The organism is Gordonia sp. CNJ-863, from assembly GCF_001942325.1.
In the GTDB taxonomy this organism is placed as follows: domain Bacteria; phylum Actinomycetota; class Actinomycetes; order Mycobacteriales; family Mycobacteriaceae; genus Gordonia; species Gordonia alkanivorans.
Map to the genome: position 1 here is coordinate 26,061 of NZ_MKKG01000008.1, position 17,135 is coordinate 43,195.

The 17,135-nt window shown below is 66.8% G+C and carries 20 protein-coding genes; 13 read left to right on the top strand and 7 right to left on the bottom strand.

What is annotated here, in order from left to right; all coding sequences use genetic code 11:
* Positions 1 to 79 precede the first annotated feature (79 nt).
* The 5 genes from BJF87_RS04375 (at position 80) to menE (ending at position 3,616) form a co-directional block, all read left to right on the top strand.
* Entirely contained in the window at positions 80 to 1,315 is a 1,236-nt protein-coding gene (locus tag BJF87_RS04375; RefSeq protein ID WP_187346461.1) for an inorganic phosphate transporter, read from the top strand.
* A gap of 48 nt (positions 1,316 to 1,363) precedes the next feature.
* The gene (locus BJF87_RS04380; RefSeq protein ID WP_075862711.1) at positions 1,364 to 1,642 is read left to right on the top strand and encodes a hypothetical protein; all 279 of its coding nucleotides are present in this window, start codon (positions 1,364 to 1,366) and stop codon (positions 1,640 to 1,642) included.
* Between the two features lie 56 nt (positions 1,643 to 1,698).
* A complete protein-coding gene (locus tag BJF87_RS04385; protein WP_075862712.1) occupies positions 1,699 to 2,007 on the top strand; it encodes a DUF3349 domain-containing protein in 309 nt (102 codons plus the stop codon).
* 131 nt (positions 2,008 to 2,138) lie between these two features.
* Positions 2,139 to 2,462, top strand: a complete 324-nt coding sequence (locus BJF87_RS04390; protein ID WP_006358586.1) for a DUF3349 domain-containing protein — start codon at positions 2,139 to 2,141, stop codon at positions 2,460 to 2,462.
* A gap of 41 nt (positions 2,463 to 2,503) precedes the next feature.
* Entirely contained in the window at positions 2,504 to 3,616 is a 1,113-nt protein-coding gene (gene menE, locus BJF87_RS04395; RefSeq protein ID WP_075862713.1) for an o-succinylbenzoate--CoA ligase, read from the top strand.
* A gap of 47 nt (positions 3,617 to 3,663) precedes the next feature.
* Here the strand turns inward: menE and BJF87_RS04400 are convergent, their stop codons facing one another.
* Positions 3,664 to 4,539, bottom strand: coding sequence for a type IV toxin-antitoxin system AbiEi family antitoxin domain-containing protein (locus BJF87_RS04400; protein ID WP_035753311.1), 876 nt, complete (start codon positions 4,537 to 4,539; stop codon positions 3,664 to 3,666).
* Positions 4,540 to 4,684: 145 nt separating this feature from the next.
* On the opposite strand from BJF87_RS04400, the gene BJF87_RS04405 reads away from it, so the two are divergent.
* On the top strand, positions 4,685 to 5,569 hold the full coding sequence (locus tag BJF87_RS04405; protein ID WP_035753438.1) for a 1,4-dihydroxy-2-naphthoate polyprenyltransferase: 885 nt from the start codon (positions 4,685 to 4,687) through the stop codon (positions 5,567 to 5,569).
* A gap of 60 nt (positions 5,570 to 5,629) precedes the next feature.
* On the opposite strand, the gene BJF87_RS04410 is transcribed toward BJF87_RS04405, so the two are convergent.
* Positions 5,630 to 6,493: a Clp protease N-terminal domain-containing protein gene (locus BJF87_RS04410; RefSeq protein ID WP_042375528.1), complete on the bottom strand. Its 864-nt coding sequence runs from the start codon at positions 6,491 to 6,493 to the stop codon at positions 5,630 to 5,632.
* A complete protein-coding gene (locus tag BJF87_RS04415) occupies positions 6,471 to 6,767 on the bottom strand; it encodes a helix-turn-helix domain-containing protein (RefSeq protein WP_035753315.1) in 297 nt (98 codons plus the stop codon). The genes BJF87_RS04410 and BJF87_RS04415 overlap by 23 nt, the downstream gene beginning before the upstream one ends.
* Before the next feature lie 466 nt (positions 6,768 to 7,233).
* Here BJF87_RS04415 and BJF87_RS04425 point away from each other — a divergent pair, with 466 nt between their 5' ends.
* The 5 genes from BJF87_RS04425 (at position 7,234) to BJF87_RS04440 (ending at position 11,511) form a co-directional block, all read left to right on the top strand.
* Positions 7,234 to 8,826, top strand: a complete 1,593-nt coding sequence (locus BJF87_RS04425; RefSeq protein ID WP_075862715.1) for a hypothetical protein — start codon at positions 7,234 to 7,236, stop codon at positions 8,824 to 8,826.
* 32 nt (positions 8,827 to 8,858) lie between these two features.
* Positions 8,859 to 9,536, top strand: coding sequence for a hypothetical protein (locus tag BJF87_RS04430; protein ID WP_075862716.1), 678 nt, complete (start codon positions 8,859 to 8,861; stop codon positions 9,534 to 9,536).
* A gap of 17 nt (positions 9,537 to 9,553) precedes the next feature.
* Positions 9,554 to 10,123 carry a hypothetical protein gene (locus BJF87_RS25660; RefSeq protein WP_139319415.1) on the top strand — a complete coding sequence of 190 codons (570 nt, stop codon included), beginning with the start codon at positions 9,554 to 9,556 and terminating at the stop codon, positions 10,121 to 10,123.
* 158 nt (positions 10,124 to 10,281) lie between these two features.
* Positions 10,282 to 10,554: a hypothetical protein gene (locus BJF87_RS04435; protein WP_035753319.1), complete on the top strand. Its 273-nt coding sequence runs from the start codon at positions 10,282 to 10,284 to the stop codon at positions 10,552 to 10,554.
* Between the two features lie 261 nt (positions 10,555 to 10,815).
* A complete protein-coding gene (locus BJF87_RS04440) occupies positions 10,816 to 11,511 on the top strand; it encodes a LysE family transporter (RefSeq protein ID WP_050918664.1) in 696 nt (231 codons plus the stop codon).
* 73 nt (positions 11,512 to 11,584) lie between these two features.
* Here BJF87_RS04440 and BJF87_RS04445 read toward each other — a convergent pair whose 3' ends face one another.
* Genes BJF87_RS04445 through BJF87_RS04460 form a run of 4 tightly spaced genes read right to left on the bottom strand, consistent with a single transcriptional unit; the run spans position 11,585 to position 16,370 of the window.
* Positions 11,585 to 14,167, bottom strand: a complete 2,583-nt coding sequence (locus BJF87_RS04445; RefSeq protein WP_187346462.1) for an FtsX-like permease family protein — start codon at positions 14,165 to 14,167, stop codon at positions 11,585 to 11,587.
* Positions 14,164 to 14,856 carry an ABC transporter ATP-binding protein gene (locus tag BJF87_RS04450; RefSeq protein WP_006358574.1) on the bottom strand — a complete coding sequence of 231 codons (693 nt, stop codon included), beginning with the start codon at positions 14,854 to 14,856 and terminating at the stop codon, positions 14,164 to 14,166. The genes BJF87_RS04445 and BJF87_RS04450 overlap by 4 nt, the downstream gene beginning before the upstream one ends.
* Positions 14,857 to 14,896: 40 nt before the next feature.
* Complete coding sequence (locus BJF87_RS04455; protein WP_035753321.1) at positions 14,897 to 16,018, bottom strand: PLP-dependent cysteine synthase family protein; 1,122 nt, start codon at positions 16,016 to 16,018, stop codon at positions 14,897 to 14,899.
* 25 nt (positions 16,019 to 16,043) lie between these two features.
* Positions 16,044 to 16,370: a DUF4229 domain-containing protein gene (locus BJF87_RS04460; RefSeq protein WP_035753444.1), complete on the bottom strand. Its 327-nt coding sequence runs from the start codon at positions 16,368 to 16,370 to the stop codon at positions 16,044 to 16,046.
* A gap of 188 nt (positions 16,371 to 16,558) precedes the next feature.
* On the opposite strand from BJF87_RS04460, the gene BJF87_RS04465 reads away from it, so the two are divergent.
* Positions 16,559 to 16,780 carry a BldC family transcriptional regulator gene (locus BJF87_RS04465; protein WP_006435233.1) on the top strand — a complete coding sequence of 74 codons (222 nt, stop codon included), beginning with the start codon at positions 16,559 to 16,561 and terminating at the stop codon, positions 16,778 to 16,780.
* Between the two features lie 73 nt (positions 16,781 to 16,853).
* Entirely contained in the window at positions 16,854 to 17,072 is a 219-nt protein-coding gene (locus BJF87_RS04470; protein ID WP_006358570.1) for a hypothetical protein, read from the top strand.
* The last annotated feature ends 63 nt before the right edge of the window (positions 17,073 to 17,135 follow it).

A 17,135-nucleotide genomic window follows, 5' to 3' on the forward strand; every position in this document is an offset into this window, starting at 1 on the left:
CGCCGAGGAGACAACGAATCCCCACGAAACCGTGCCGAGACGTTTAGGAATTTCGATGCCCAGCCCTCATGATGAAAATATGAGCGGCGAAATGCTGATCCTGGTGCTGTTGGTGATCACGGCCCTCGGCTTCGATTTCACCAACGGCTTCCACGACACCGGCAACGCCATGGCCACCTCGATCGCCACCGGCGCCCTGAAACCGAAAGTCGCCGTCGGACTCTCCGCCATCCTCAACCTCGTCGGCGCCTTCCTCTCGGTCGAGGTCGCCGCCACCATCACCAAAGAAGTCCTCAACATCCAGCAGACCTCCGGCCCCGACGCCGGCGAGATCGTCGCCGGCATCACCCCGACGACCGCGCTGCTGATCATCTTCGCCGGACTCATCGGCGGCATCCTCTGGAACCTCTTCACCTGGCTCTTCGGCCTGCCGTCGAGTTCCTCGCACGCCCTGTTCGGCGGCCTCATCGGTTCCGGGATCGCCGCCATCGGGCTCTCCGGCGTGAACTGGCACGGGGTGTTCGGCAAGATCATCGTGCCCGCGTTGCTCGCCCCGGTGATCGCCTGCCTCGTCGCCGCTTGCGGAACCTGGCTCGTCTTCACGATCACCCGTCACCTCGCCGAGAGCCGCAAGGAACAGGGTTTCCGATACGGCCAGATCGCCAGCGCCTCACTGGTCTCGCTCGCCCACGGCACCGGTGACGCGCAGAAGACCATGGGCGTCATCGCGATGGCCCTGATCGTCACCGGCCATCTCGACGCCTCGACCGTCAGCCACGGACTCCCCCTGTGGGTCGTCGCGAGCTGTGCCGTCGCCATCGCGATCGGCACCTACCTCGGCGGCTGGCGCATCATCCGCACCCTCGGAAAAGGCCTGGTGGAGATCAGTTCCCCGCAGGGCATGGCCGCCGAGGCCTCATCCGCGGCGATCATCCTGACCTCCAGCGCAGCCGGGATGGCGCTGTCCACCACGCAGGTCGCCACCGGTTCGATCCTCGGCTCCGGCGTCGGCAAACGCGGCGCACAGGTCCGCTGGGCTGTCGCCGGCCGGATGGCCGTGGCGTGGCTCACCACCCTGCCCGCGGCCGGACTCGTCGGCGCGGCATCGTTCTACATCGCCCACCTGCTCGGCGACGTCGCGGGCGCAGTGGCGATCTTCGGCCTCCTCATCGCGGCGTCGGCCTACATGTACCGGCGCGCGCAGCAGAACAAGGTCGACGCGGGCAACGTCAACGACGACTGGGACGAGACCACCGGCTCGGTGCTGCCGACCGATCCCGGGGCCACCCCGGACACCACCGCCCGGTCCGCCTGATCGTCACGGGCCGACCACAACACGAGCACACGAGAGGACCCTGCTGAGATGGACATCGTCGAGGCGATCGCCAAGGTGCTGGTCGTCGGCCTGATCTTCGGCGCCGGCCTCCCGGCACTGTTCGCGGTCGGCCTCCGGGTCCACGAGCAGGGTTCCGACGAGGTCATCGACGGTTCGGTCATCAAGGGCAACCCGGCGATGCGCGTATTGGGCTACGCGATCTTCGCCGTCGTCGCACTCGTCATCCTCACCGCGCTGCTGTGGATCACCCGGCAGACCCTCTACTTCCACACCGGCATCAAGCTCTTCCCGTTTGGTTACAAGTGACCCCACCCGGGTAAACAGCTGTTCCAGATGTGCAAGAGCCGGAGACGCGATCAATCATGAGCAGTGAAACCCCGCTCTTCGAATCGGTGATCAACTGGATTCGCAAGGGCTATCCCCAAGGTGTCTCGCGCACCGACTTCCCGCCCCTGATGGCGCTCCTCACGCGTGTGCTGACCGATGAGCAGGTCACTGCCGTCGCACTGCAACTGGTCAAGGAGTACGGCCCCCGGGAACCGGTGACCGAGAACCAGATCAGCGACGCCATCAAGCGGGTCACCAGCGAACCCCCGACGCCCGAAGAGGTCAACCAGGTCGCCGGACGTCTCGCCGCCGTCGGCTGGCCGCTGGTGTCCAGCCGACCCTGACATCGCGCTCCGCAGACACCGAGGACCGACCGCGTGGCGCCGAAACCTACAATCACGCCGAGTGGGTACGCATCCGCGTCACCGCAACGCGCCCGACGCACCTGCGTCCCGTCGAAGAAAGGGGGTGAGGAGTGGACCGCCCACAGTTGCTCTACCGCATCATCGAATGGCTGCGCACCGGATATCCCGACGGCGTACCCCAGGGCGACTACATTCCACTCGTCGCCCTCCTGCGCCGTCAGCTCAGTGAAGACGAGGTGCAGGAGGTGTCGTCGCGGCTGATCCGTCAGTCGCCGCCACCTCCCGAGCCGATCTCCCAGATCGACGCGGCCGTCGCGATCACCAAGGTCACCCGCGAGCTACCGCACGAGGACGACATCGCCCGCGTGCGCCGTCACCTGGAATCGTCGGGCTGGCCGTTCGACGGACCCGACGCGAATCGGGCCGAGTCCTGAGAACTCTTCGCGCTCTTTCCCTTCCCTCTCGGCCGGAGGTCGTGGACCGACGCGACGAGCTGCTGGCGGTGCTCGACGGTTCGGTCGCGATCGTCCCCACCCCCGACGACGCCCGCGAGACAGCGCTTCTGACCGAAGCGCTGGCGGTGGGTGAGCCGATCGCCGACGAGGTCTCGCTCGTGGTCTCCACGTCGGGGTCGACCGGCATTCCCAAAGGGGCTCAGCACACCCCGGCGACGCTGGCCGCGTCGGCGCGGGCGACCGCGAACCGCCTCGGCGGCCCGGGCAACTGGCTCCTGGCCCTCGCCCCGCATCACATCGCCGGACTGCAGGTCCTGCTGCGGGCCTTCGCCTCCGGACACACACCCGCCGTCCTCGACCTGGCTGTGGGCTTCGACGCCGACGCGTTCGCCGATGCGCTCGAGCGGCTGGACGGGCCCCGTCGCTACACCTCACTCGTGCCGACGCAGCTGATCAAGGTCCTCGACTCACCACGGGCGACCGCCGCGCTGCGCTCCGCCGACGGCCTGCTCGTCGGCGGTGCGGCGACCCCCGCTCCCCTGTTGCACCGGGCCGTCGACGAGGGACTCCCCATCGTCCGCACCTACGGGATGAGTGAGACCGCAGGCGGTTGCGTCTACGACGGCATCCCGCTCGACGGCGTCTCCATCCGCATCGACGAGCCGTCGCCCGACGGTGTCGGTCGCGTCATCCTCGGCGGCCCCATGGTCGCCCACGGCTACCGGAATCTGCCGGATCATCCCACCTTCGCCGAGTCCGGTTGGTTCCGCACCGACGACCTCGGTCGCCTCGACGCCGGTGTCCTGTCGATCGTCGGGCGCGCCGACGAGGCGATCTCCACCGGCGGACTCATCGTCGTGCCGCAGGTGGTCGAGGCCGTGATCGCCGAGGACCCGTCGGTCGCCGAATGCGTCGTCGTCGGGCTCCCCGACGACCGTCTCGGCGAAAGGGTCGTCGCGGTGGTCGTCGCACGGCGCGGAGAGCTCCTCGACGCCAACCGGATTCGTGGTTCGGTCGCCGAACGACTCGGCCGGTTTGCGGCGCCGCGCGAGGTCATCGAGGTCGACGAGCTGCCGCTGCGCGGTCCGGGTAAACCCGACCGGCGCGAGTTGCGGCGTCGCTTCTCTTCGTAGGTGTCGCGGATCGTGTCGGGCCGCAACACCTTTCGCGACAACTGCGGTCAAGCCGCGACGCTGATCGCCTGACGGATGGTCGACGCGACGTAGCCGGCCCGTTCCGTCAGGTCACTCCAGGTGAAGTTCAGAACAGTCCAGCCGGCCGCGATCAGCGCGTTCCGTCGGGTGCGGTCGTTCTGAAACGTCCCGGCGTCCCGGTGGAACGCGAAGCCGTCGAGCTCCACCGCCACCATCTGCTCGAGGAACGCGAGATCGATCTCGTACCCGCAACTGGGATGGTTGGCGACCCAGCCGACGATCCCCGCGTCGTCGAGGATCGTCACCGCGAGCCGCTCCGCGGCCGATCGTGCGCCGGACTCCAGCAATTCGACCATTGGTCCCATCTCGGCGGCTCCGACACAGCGGTACCGACGTCGGTAGGCCTCCTCCAGTCGATCGACGGTGATCCGACGCTGTTGCAGCGCCGAGTCGATCACCCCGGCCCCCTGTTCGACCGCCCCTTCGAGCGCCGACAGCGCAATTCCGGTGACCCGCAGGTCTCCTCGGACGAGGATATCCGCGTCGTCGAGGGACCGGTTGATGATGCGCACCCCCTTGACCGGTGGACCGTGCCGTCCGCGGGGAGCGGTGACGGTGATCGTCGCGGGCGGGTCGTCGACGATGCCATGCCACCATGCCGCCGCCAGTCCCGACAGGATCGCCGAGGGACCGACGGACAGCGTCGCGATCCGGGTGGTGGTGCGGTCGGTCACAGGGTGGTCGGCGAGTCGGTACAGCCGGGGTCGGACACGGACCCATTCGCCGGCGGCCACCCGACGGTGCACCGCCGAGCGATCCAGTCCGTGATCGCGTGCCTCGCCGGCGGTGATGACACCGTCGTGTTCGAGGGCAACGGCCCGCAGTTTCGGTGGAGTACGCACTCTCATCAGACGTATCCGCAGGTCGGTGCGGTTCCGGCCGTGGACGGCCGAAGACAGATGTCGCGTGTCGTGTCGCGCGTCGCAACGATGCGCGACATCTGATGGGGTGGTCGGCGGCGATCCGGCGGCGTGGCAGGATCGATCCGTGGCAACCGCATCGCAGTGGATTCAGGGCGCACGCCCGCGGACTCTCCCCAATGCCGTGGCGCCCGTCGTGGCCGGCGTCGGAGCGGCGCTCCACGGCACCTCGGGATGGGGAGGGATCTCGTGGTGGAAGGCCGGGCTCGCGCTGGCCGTGGCGATGGCGTTCATCATCGGCGTGAACTTCGCGAACGACTACTCCGACGGAGTGCGCGGCACCGACGACGACCGTGTCGGTCCGTTGCGCCTCGTCGGCTCAGGTCTGGCGTCCCCGGGTTCGGTGAAGGCCGCGGCGTTCATCTGCTTCGGCATCGGGGCGGTGTGCGGTCTCGTGCTGGCGATCGCAACGGCCTGGTGGCTGGTCGTGGTGGGTGCGGTGTGCATCGCGGGTGCCTGGTTCTACACGGGCGGTAAGCGGCCGTACGGCTATGCGGGCTGGGGCGAGGTCGCGGTGTTCGTGTTCTTCGGTCTGGTCGCGGTGCTCGGAACCCAGTTCGTGACGTCGGACCGCGTCGACCTGGTCGGCCTCGCCTGCGCGGTGGGTGTCGGCGCGGTCTCCTGCAGCGTGCTGGTCGTCAACAACCTGCGTGACATCCCCTCCGACACCGAGAGCGGCAAGATCACCCTCGCCGTCCGGTTGGGCGACCCCCGCACCCGAATCCTCTTCGCCGTCCTGCTGATGGCCCCGCTCGTGATGAGCGTGGCGCTGGCCTTCGCGACCCCGTGGGCGCTCGTCGGGCTGTTGACGTTCCCACTGCTGTGGCAGGCGTACACGCCGGTCCGCACCGGGGCACAGGGTCCGGCGCTGATCCCGTCGATCGGGACGACCGGCAAGGCGATGCTGGCGTGGGCGGTCGTCACCGCGGTGGCGTTGGCACTGACCTCATAGTCTGCCGGCGAAGAAGCCCGCTCCGGATCTGCTCCGGGGCGGGCTTCTTCGTATCGGGAATCAGACCTCCGCGTCGACCTCGGGCAGGCTCGCCCACACGGCGGCCTTGAGTTCATCTGCGGTGGTGGCCGATTCGATCAGCGTCCGCGAAGCCTCGTCGGCGGCGTCGATGATGCCGAGCAGCAGGTACTCGCCGCGGAGCTGGCGGTCGCCGCGTTCGCGGGCGATCTCGACCGCCCGGGCGAACACCGCGCGGGTGGCCGACGCGAACCGAGGGCGGTTACCCCGCCCGCGCGGACCACGACGGCCACGACCCGGTTCCCAGGGTCCCTCGCCGCCGGGGCCGAAGGGTCCACCGGGACCGAACGGTCCGGGTCCGAAGCCGCCGGCACCCTCGGGGCCGAAGCGCGGGTCGAAACCTTCTGGCCCGCAATCGGGGCGGGGTCCGCGAGCGCGGTGCGGTCCGTGACCGTGCCCGTGCCGGCGTCCGTGTCCTCGGCCGCGTCCACGACCCCCGTCGGGGCCTCCTCGTCGGCCCGGCCCCCGTCCGGGGCGTTCGCCCCAGCCGTCGGACAGGTCCTCACCGAATCGTCCGCGAACGGCTTCGCGGACCTTGTCGAGGTCGATCCCGATGCTGCGCAGCGCTTCCCGGTCCTCCTCGTAGCGCCGGCGCGCCGACTCGTCGTCGGTGTCCGTCACATCGGCCTGGTCGGCGTGCTCGTCGTGGTACTTGCGCACCACTTCCCGCGCCGATGCCAGGGTCAGCCCCTGATCGGCGAGGATCGAGAACAGCGGACTCCGGGCGTTGCAGAGCATGCCCAGGATCAGGTGATCGTTGCCGAGTTGCCGATGGCCGAGGTCGGCGGCCTCCTGCGTGGCGAAAGCCAGCAGCATCTTGTCATCACGAGTGATTCGTTCGAACATCTTTGACTCCTTCGGGTCCGCCCTCGCGGACCTCACGTTGTGAGTGCTTCTGATGCACGGCCTGCCGGCTGATCTGCAGCACTTCGGCGATCGCCTGCCAGCTCCAGCCATTGGCCCGAGCGTTGGCGACCTGAACTTCTTCGAGCCGGTCAGCCAGTGTGCGTAGCGCCCGAACCGCAGCCAGGCCCTTCGCGGGGTCGCTGCTCGCGGCATCACCTGCGAGGTCAGCGCCCTGGGCGTCGTCCGGCGTTTCGGTCTTCTGGTCGGCGTGCATGGTGTCAGGTTATGTTGACATCTTGATGTTGTCAAGAATTATTGACGACCCCAACTGCCTGTGGATGGCTGCACATCGACCAGTCCACGAGTCGGCTAGCATGCAACAAACTGCGGGGGGAGTTTGCGATGACAACGAGGGTTGATCCAGACGAGTTGCGGAAAGCAGCGACCAAGTTTGCGCCGGCGGTCGCCTTTGGGCCGGTGTGGCCACCTTCGACGTCAACCGCCGGGCTCGCGGTCACCTTCGCGGCTGCGGGCGTAGACCAACTCGACACCGGGACAGCGCTTTCCGAGACAAAGACGTCCCTGCTGTCTGCGTTGGCCACACTCGGCGGTCGCAAGGCTGCTTGGGAGTCGATCCTCAACGAGTCTGCTGACGCCTACGAGGGATCCGATGTCACCGCGGCCAATCGACTTGCCGGCCTAGTCGACTTGAACCGGCCGCTTCCGGGTCAGCCCGGCTGATGGTCTACCCCACCCGGTCGATCGTCGCCGAGCTCAACTTCGACAAGATGACGACGCTCGCTGAGGAACTGAACGACTACGCCGAACGCACTGCATCCGACGCCCAGACCACACGGGACACCATCACCAGGCTGGACTGGTCCGGCGGCGCGAAGAACGCCGCGGAAAGTCGCGCCCACAGGGAACACGCCCAACTGATGCGGGTCTCGGCAACCTTCACCTCCCTCGCCAATGCCATCACCACCGGGCACACAAATTTGTCGTCCTTGGCAGGCGACTTGAAGCTGACCGCAACGGCCTACGAGGCAAACGATTACTCAGTGGCGGACAACTGGAAGGTCACCGACTCATACAACTATGCGCTTGCCGAATCCGCAGCCGCCGGAGACGACGAGCAACTCACCGCACTCGAAACGTTGAAGGCCACCCGTGCGCGGATCGCCGAGAACGCGACACTCTGGATGGAGGGGGTTGCAAGAGATTTCGACACGGCCGATACCGACATCGCGGCAGCGATCCGGGGCGCAAACGGCGTGCTCGACCAATTAACGCCTCCCGCAGCAGGTTTGAGTGCCGGTGGCGCAGCGAAGATCCTGGACAACTGGGAAGACGGCCGTGGCCTGACCCAAGAGCAGATGTACGCGCTCGCCGCCGCCGGGAACCTGACACCGGAGCAACTACAGGCGCTGCATGCGGGTCAACCTGTCAACATCCCGCAGGGACAATACGACTTCCTTCGAACTCTTTTCCGCGGGATGGACGGCATGTCCGTCGAGGAGATCACCGGACTGCCTGGCACCGGGGAGCAGAGTGCCGCAGTTCGAAACCTGCTCGCCAACGGAATGCAGATCATGAGCAATCCGTCTGTGTCCACCGACGCCGGGGACGCCGGCGGGATGGCGGTCCTGCCGACCAACGTGCGGACGCTACTCACCGAGAAGCCCGCGCAGACAGCCCCCTCCGCCCACGGTTCCGCGGTCAGGCGTCTTGGCGAGTTCGACGCGCTGGCAGACCTTCTCCTGGCGGGCGACGATTCGCTTCGAATGGGTACCGACATCGACCGGGCCTTCCTGAAGCAGGCGGCAGAGATCACCGCATCACTCGAGGGCGACCCGACTCGCAGGGCTTTCGGGGACGTGATCATGACCCCCGAAGAGACCTCCCGATTCCTTGACAAGATGATCGGAGTCGCGAGTCCGGACAAGGCCGCAATCCATGACTTCGTCACTGGATCAAATATGGACGTAACGTGTTCAGACGGAGGCAAATTCAACGCCGACAGTCATCTGGACGCGCTGTTCGGCCACAAGTGGGATGAAAACGCTACCAACGTCAACAATCTCTTCAAGTGGGTCGGTTCCGACGCCGGCAATCCACAGAATTCCTACTACGCCGGCACGGCCGCCGACACCGCCACCGCACTCGGGAAGTACCTCGGCGCGAGTCGAACATGTCGATCGGCGGAAACCTCGGCGTCAACAGCCCGCACCTCGCACAGACGCTGGCGGGCGCGCTTGCCCCCTACCTCGGCGACTACGCGCACTCATTCACCGGGTCCACCGGTATTCCCACGTACGGTGCCGGAGAACTGACCGCAGGAGAGCTCAAGAACGTCTTCCGAGCCTTGGACTCGGACCCGGCGGCCGCTGCGATCATCAACCAGGCCGGTGCGCAGTGGCAGCTCGCGATGGCGTACCAGGCAGGAGCACATGACCTTCCCCAGCTCGGCGTGGCTGCCGGACTCCTGGCGGATGCGATGCGAGATGGCATGGACGAGGAAATCGCGCACCTGTCCGAGACCGCATACAAGGACCGCGTCGGCGACTATCAGGACAAGCTGAATGCGGCAACAATGCTGAGGTATGTCGCCTCGGTGAGCACCTACGGAGCCGCGCTCAATGCTCTGGTCCCGCCTGAAGTCGAACAGAGACTGTTCGGTGGACCGCCTGACCTCGATTCAATGACCGCAGAGGAGAGGGCGCGCTACGCCTCGGTGAACGTTCCTGCGTTGACTGATCCACAGGCCATTCGGTTCGCATACTTCGTTGGTGCGGCATCCACCGACCCCTCCCTTCAAGACCAGTTCCCTGGGGGCTTCGACGAAAAAGGCCGGCCAAACTACGAACAGCTGATCGAGTGGGACAAGGCCAATGGAGGCAAGTGGACGAAGTGGATGAGTGAGCAGATGTCACAGGGCTTCGACAGCAACTTCGATCTCGGTGTCGGCGCACCCGACCAACCCGGACCACCACCGCAGGCAGGCACGCTTCCACTCGTCCCGGGCGGAAAACCGGTCGGCTGACGGAGGAACAAAAAACTATGCGCTCCTTCTATTCAGTTATTCTCGCGCTCTTGCTGCTGCCGATGGTCAGTTGTTCTGGCGACGCACAGACCAACGACCTCCCTTTAACCGGCCCCCCGCCGGCTCAAGGTGCAGACCCGTCACAGTTCCCTTTCCGATGGATCCCGACCCGTGCGCTCGACCTCAAATCACCGGACGGAACCTTCGTACGTGCGATAGCCGAGACCGACGTTCTTTTCAGTTATCTGGGCAGCTCCGCGATGCAAGCACTGGTTCCCCCTGGATACGTCGAAGCAGCCCAGGAGCTTTGGACTCTGAGAGTGAACAACATACCCACCTTGAACATCGAGCCACGAACGACGTACCTGTTCGCAGTCGATTTCCCCGACACCGTGCGGCGAGCAGACGAACCGAGAGATCAACGTCACGCCTCGCCCACCCCGACCGATCAGCTCGGCAGAGCGGCCGTCTGCACCTTCAGCACGGGGCCAAACCCCAAACCCATTCTTCGCGCGCTCTTCACCTACCGGCGCACCGGCATCGCCCCTTCGGTTGACCAAAAGGGGGCGCTGAACCAGCCACTGTGAACGTGTTCGGCGATTGGACGGCTCTCGAGGACTACGACACGCTTGACGATCGGCCCTGCGAGAGAACGCTTGCGTCGCCCGACGGTCAACATCAAAGCCCCAGCCCTGGATGGGCTGGCGCGAGCCACTGACCGCTAGCAGAATCAGGTATTCAAACCATGTCAAGTGAACTCGAAGGACTGAAGCCCCACATCATCGCCGCGCTCAAGTCACCGCCGGGCACAACCCTCAAGGACCTCGCCGCGCGCTTCCCCGAACTCGACCGCGAGAAGCGACTCGAGGAGGAGTTCAGACGTCGCTACGACGACGCGATCTTCGACTGGCAGCACCACAACGGATGGAAACAAGCTCCGTATGACGTGGCGCAGGAGATCGCCGAGCAGGTTCGACACGAGATCGAGTACGAGGTCCGAACAGGGAGACTCACCTGAGACAGACTCCGCCAGAAGTTGGGGCAGTTTGATCCGCCTACCGGATCAAACTGCCCCAAGAAGGAAGGGCTCGACGACCACGCCGAGCAGATGAGGTGGCAGCAGCCGGTCGCAACATCCTTGCCGCGATACCGAACGTCGGCGCACCGCTGAATGCCATGATGATCTGAGGACGCCACGGCTCTGACCACGAGACTCACGGCGCGTTCGAAGCGTCGCACTGCTACCGTCACGGCTCATGACGACTCCTACCGCCGCTGGATGGTCCGCCGACGAGCACCCGCCCTGCGCGCAGCAGCAGAACCTCTGCAGGGAGGATTCGGCAGCACACTCGTGATCACCGCACTGTTCGGTGGGATCGTTGCCGGCCTCGCGGTCGCGGTTCCGGTCGGTGCCGTCGGTGCACTCATAGTGATGACCGGCGCACACCGCGGGTGGCGGGTCGCAGCCGGCGGCGGCCTGGGAGCCGCGACTGTCGACGCCCTCTACGCGATCTTGGCGGTGATCGGCGGGAGTGCAGTCACCGCCGCCGTCGGAAGTGTGGCGACACCCCTGCGTTGGGTGGCCGGCCTCGTACTTCTGGTCCTCGGCGCGATGATGCTTCGATCGGGCTGGCGAAGCCGAAGCGGGACAACGGATGCCGGGCCCTCACGCCTCTTCGGCACCGCCGGCCGCGCCTATGTCAGCGTGTTCGGCGTGACGGCGATCAACCCCGCGACGGTCATCTACTTCGCCGCTCTCGTGGCCGGCGGTGCGGTCGTCGAACCCACGGCGGCCTCTGGCACCGCATTCGTTCTCGGCGTACTGATCGGCTCGGCGGCGTGGCAACTGGTTCTCGCCGCGGGCGGTTCGTTCCTCGGCGCAGCGCTCGTCGGCGACCGTGGTCGACGATGGACGGCGGTCATCGGAGGTGGGCTGACGATGCTCCTCGCCGCCCGAATCCTGATCGGGTCGTGAGTTTTCTCCGTATGACGTTGTGCCCGGATTCCGGGCACAACGTCATACGGAAATCAGCAGCACCGGGCAGGACCTACTCGTTCAGAATCGACTCGCTGATGTTCATCCGCGCTGCGCGCACGGCCGGTAGGAACGCGCCCACCAGGCACAGCGCCACCGCGATCGCGACGAACATCGCGGCAGACGGTCGTGGCGAATAGATCACCGTCAACGACGTTGTGACACTCAAGATTCGGTCACTCAGCAGATGCATCATCGCACCGAGGACCACCCCGACCAGGGCGCCGACCATGGCGACCGCGGCGGCCTCGGCAAGCACCATGCGCGAGATGAACTTCCGCGAGGCACCCATCGCCCGGAGCACACCCAACTCACGACGACGCTCGATCACCGAGAGCAGCAGGGTGTTCAGCAGCGCGATCGCGGCGGCGCCGGCGACGATCCACTGGATGGCCACCGTGAACGAACCCGCCTGCTGGACGGTCGCCTGCGTGGCGGCGAGCGCTTCCGCACCGGTGTAGACGCTGATGGGTTTGTTGCCGGTGGTCGGAACCTCCGCGACCAGCGCTTCGAGCGACTTCTGCACCTGCTCGGGGTCGGCGTCGGGTGCGGTGATCACCTGCAGGTAGGTGTCGCCCTCGCGTCCGAACCACTCCCCCAGCTGCTGCTGCGACAGCGCGGCGACCCCGGAGTCCACGGAGACGTAGTCGACGGTGTCCCGGACGATGACGTCGTGCGGACCGGTCGGCGTCGCCAGCGTCACCGTGTCTCCGACACCCACATCGAGCACGCGCGCAAGCACATTCGACAACAGGATGCCGTTCCCGGCGAGCACCTGCTCGACCGACTCCGGCGTCGCCTTCCGCATGAACGGCGCTCGCGACCCGGGTTCCAGACCCTGCACATTCGCTCGGCTCTCGCCGATGTTGACCGCAGCCCACTGACCGCCGACGACCTCGGTCACCCCGGGCACCTTCGCGGCCTCGCCGCGGATCGACGGCGGCAGGATCGGACCCAGCGGCAGGCTCGCCGACGAGGACGACGACACGTAGAAGTCCGGGTCGCCCAGGCCGTCCAGCGATTTCGACATCGACGAGACGAGGTTGTCCAGCGCACCCGACGTCCCCATGCCCACGGCGATCGCCACGGCGACCGTCATGAGCGTCGCCCACGCCCGACGCGGCGCGCGCTCGGTGTTGACCGACGCCAGCTGACCCGGTCCGCGGAACCAGCGGGCGGCCCGAACCACCAGCCAAGTCAACGGATTCGACAACGCGAAGCACACCAGCAGCGCACCCACGAGATAGACGACACCGGCGAGGATCGCCGGCCGGCCGGGCACCGTGGCCACGATGACCCACGATGCGATCAACCCGGCGACACCCACGATCGCCGCGATCACGACCACCGGGCCGCGACGTCTCGACGCGTCGGACACCTCGACGGGAGCCATCGCCTCCACCGGCGACACCGAGAACACCGACCGCGCGGCCAGCGATGTGGCGGCGACACAGGCGATCACACACGCGAGGACCGCGACCACCGGCGCGTACCCCGGGAGATGATAGTTGATGACCGTGCCCACCGTGTCGGGCGGCGGATCGGGCAGGCTCGCGATGACCGCGCGGCCGGCGAGGATTCCGAACGGGATACCGACCACACCACCGACCAGACCCATCAGGGCAGCCTCGCCCAGCATGTCACCGACGAGGTGGGATCGTTTGGCGCCCAACGCCCGGATCATGGCGAGCGAACCGCGCCGCGACGCCACCGCCATGTTCATCGTGTTGAAGACCAGGAACGCCGCGATCACCAGCGACACCAGCGAGACGAGCAGCGTCGCGTCGCGCGTCACCGAACTCGCGACCTCGGCCTGTTTGGCGCGGAAGTCCGGATCGACGACGACCGCCCGGCCGTCGACGATCTCCTCGACCTGCTTGCGCACCGAACCGACATCGACGCCCGGTTCGGTGACGATGAGGATCGAATCGAGCCGTCCTTCCAGCCCGACGAGTCGTTGCGCGAGGTCGAGGTAGGCGAACAGAAACCGACCGTTGTTGAGTCCGGCCGCCTGCTCGTTGTCGACGACCTCCAGCACCTCGACGTCGACGCCGTTGACCGTCAGCTTCTGCCCGACGTCGAGGCCGAGTCCCGGCCCGACGAAGACGCCGTTGCGCAGTCGGTCGAAGTCGATCGAGCCGGAGTTCTCCTGTTGCACGGCGGATCGCAGGCTCCCCGACAGCGACGTGACGCGCTGGTCGGAACCGATGAGCGGGATCGCCGACTCGTCGACGACGACCGACCCGCGGATCATCGGTACGACGGCTTTGACACCGTCGACGTCGCGGCGGATCTGCCCGGCCAACGACTGGTCGACGCCGCTGTCGGCGATCGCCGCGACCTCGAGATCGGCCGAACCGGAGATCGCATTGTTGAACGCGCGCACCGACTCCGAGGTCGAACCGAAGGTCCCCAGAACAGCGACGAGCAGCGCCGACGAGACGATGACCACCGCGAGCGAGGTGAACAGCCGCAGCCGGTGGGTGCGGATCTCGCGGATGTTGAGCAGCCGGATACGGGTGAAGCCGGCGAGCAGGGCTTCGACACGCCTCCTCGCTGCGCTGGTCGGCTGCTCAGCCGGCGGGGTGTCGCTCACTCCGCGATCTTCCCGTCGCGCACCGTGATCGTGGTGTCGGCGAACGCAGCCGCCTTGGGGTCGTGGGTCACCATGACCACCAGTCGATCCGGCGCGGCGTGCGCGACGTCGGCGAGCAGTTCCAGCACCGATTCCCCGGTCTTGGAGTCGAGGTTGCCGGTGGGTTCGTCGGCGAGCAGGATCGTCGGGTCCATGATGAGCGACCGGGCGATGGCCACGCGCTGCATCTGTCCGCCGGACAATTCCGACGGCCGGTGGTCGACGCGGTCGCCGAGGCCCACCTGCTCGAGGAGTTCGACGGCGCGCGGTTTGGCCTTGCGCAGCGACTGGTTGTCGAGCAGTCGTGGCAGCGCCACGTTCTCCCACGCCGACATGGTCGGGACGAGGTTGAAGAACTGGAAGACGAAGCCGACGCGATGGCGCCGGAAGGCCGACGCGGCAGTGTCGTCGAGCGCACCGAGATCGACTCCGTCGATGGAGATCCGGCCCGACGTCGGGGTGTCGAGGGCGCCCAGGATGTGCAGCAGCGTGGACTTGCCCGCGCCGGAGGGACCGACGATGGACGCGAACTGCCCTCCGTCGATGGTCAGATTCAGTCCGTCGAGGGCGCGGACGCGTTCCTCACCCATCTGGTACTCACGCACCAGGTCGACGGCCTCGACGAGTGGACGCACGGTTTCGGTCGGCACCCCCCGGATGGTAGCCCACCGGGTTGGTGCGGCTCGGGGCTCAAGCCGTCCAGCGTCCCGTCGCGAGGAACTCATCGAGGACCCCGTTCGCCGGGTCCAGATCGAAAGACTGTGCAGCGATCCACTTCTCGTCGAAGTAGGTGTTGGCGTAGCGGTCACCCGGATCGCACAGGAGCGTCACGATGCTGCCGGCCCGACGATCGGCGACCATCTCCGCGACGAGGGAGAACGCACCCCATATGTTGGTGCCGGTCGACCCGCCGACGCGGCGCCCCAGCATCTCCGACAACCGGTGCGTGGTGGCGATCGAGGCCTCATCGGGAACGCCGATCATCCGGTCGATCACCTGGGAGATGAACGACGGCTCGACGCGCGGCCGGCCGATTCCCTCGATACGCGAACCGATCTCACCGGTGAGCGTTCCGTCTCCGGTCTCGTACGCCGGCAGGAACACCGAGTTCTCCGGGTCGACGACCGCGAGCCAGGTGTCGTGGCGCCGGTACCGCACATAGCGGCCGAGCGTCGCCGAGGTGCCGCCGGTACCGGCGCCCACCACGATCCACGTCGGGACCGGGTGCTCCTCGTCGGCCATCTGGGCGAAGATCGATTCGGCGATGTTGTTGTTGCCGCGCCAGTCGGTGGCCCGTTCGGCCATCGTGAACTGGTCGATGAAGTGCCCGCCCAACTCGGCCTCGAGGCGCAACGCCTCGGTGTAGACCTCGCCGGGATGTTCGACGAAATGACAACGGCCGCCGTGCCGTTCGATCAGCCTGGTCTTCGCCGGCGACGTACTCGACGTCATCACCGCGATGAACGGCACGCCGATCAGCTCGGCGAAGTAGGCCTCGCTGACGGCCGTCGAGCCCGACGACGCCTCGATGACGGGCGTGCCCTCGGTGACCCAGCCGTTGCAGATCGCGTAGAGGAACAGCGACCGGGCCAGACGATGCTTCAGCGATCCGGTCGGATGTGTCGACTCGTCCTTCAGGTACAGGTCGACACCGGCCTCGCCGTCGGGCCCGGACCATCGCGACCACGCGGGCAACGGAACCCGCAGCAAATGCGTGTCGGCACTGCGCCGGGCGTCGGCCTCGATCAGCCGTACCGCGTTCTGCGCCCAGGCGCGGTCTCCCCGATGATCGACGACCCGCGTCGGCCTCATGCGGGACGCCCCGTTCGGAACGACCTCACTTGTCCCCGCGCAGGCGCGACTGGAGGTCGTCGTGGCGGGCCCGACGATCGGCCTCGATCGCGGCGATCTCGCCGTTGACCTTCAGCCTGAGCGACTTGAACAGGTACATGCCAAGCGGGAGCGCGATCAGCACGCCGAAGACTGCGGCCACGAGGAACGGCACGTCGACACCGACGAGCTTTCCGCCGAAGAGGATGACGGCGGCGATGACCACGACGAGCAGCATGCGCGCGACCGTGTAACCGAACAGGGCGACCGCCAGGGTCGCGGGGCGGCCGCTTGGCGTAGGTGTACCGGGGGCAGGGTCTTGCGCTTCACTCACCACCTCAGAGTACTTGGCACCCCTCGAAGACCTGCACGTCGAGGGCCTTTGCACGCTCTTTACCTGCGGCTGACGGTTCGAGTACCTGGGCGATTTGCGTGTATTCATGAAACACGCGTCCATCACGTGCCGGGCCGATTCGCCAAACCGTGGCGCACCGACAGGGCACCATCGTTTCAGGGGGAAACGTGACCAGCATCGAAACAACCGCGTCCACCTACATCACCCCGGGACTCGCCAGCCAGCACACCCTGACCCCCGGCCAGGTGGCGGCGATGTTCAATGTGAATCCCAAAACCGTCGCACGCTGGGCCAGCTCGGGCATCCTCGGCTCCATCCGCACCCCGGGCGGCCATCGACGCTTCCGCGAAGAGGACGTGGTCGCACTCCTGAACCGTCGCACCCACTAGTCGGGCCGGCCCATCGAGCGACCTCAACCGGCTGCCAGACGAACTGACGTACCCTGGTTGACGGGAGGTTGCCATGACTTATCTGTTCGCCGTTCTCGGTCTGCTCGCCATCGGTTTCCTGATGTGGCGTGCGTTCGGACCGCAACCCGACGGCGGCGGCAGCGCCTCCCCGTCCGGCGGTCAACGGCGTCGCTCCAGAGGGCCGGTCGGCCCCGACGACGACCCCGACTTTCTTCGTGACCTCGACAATCGCACCCGTGACACCAACGGCGGAGAAGCTGACGACCTCTGACGTCAGCCATCTGCTGAACCGCGTCATATACAAAAACCTGAGACGAGATTCAGAAAGCCTTGC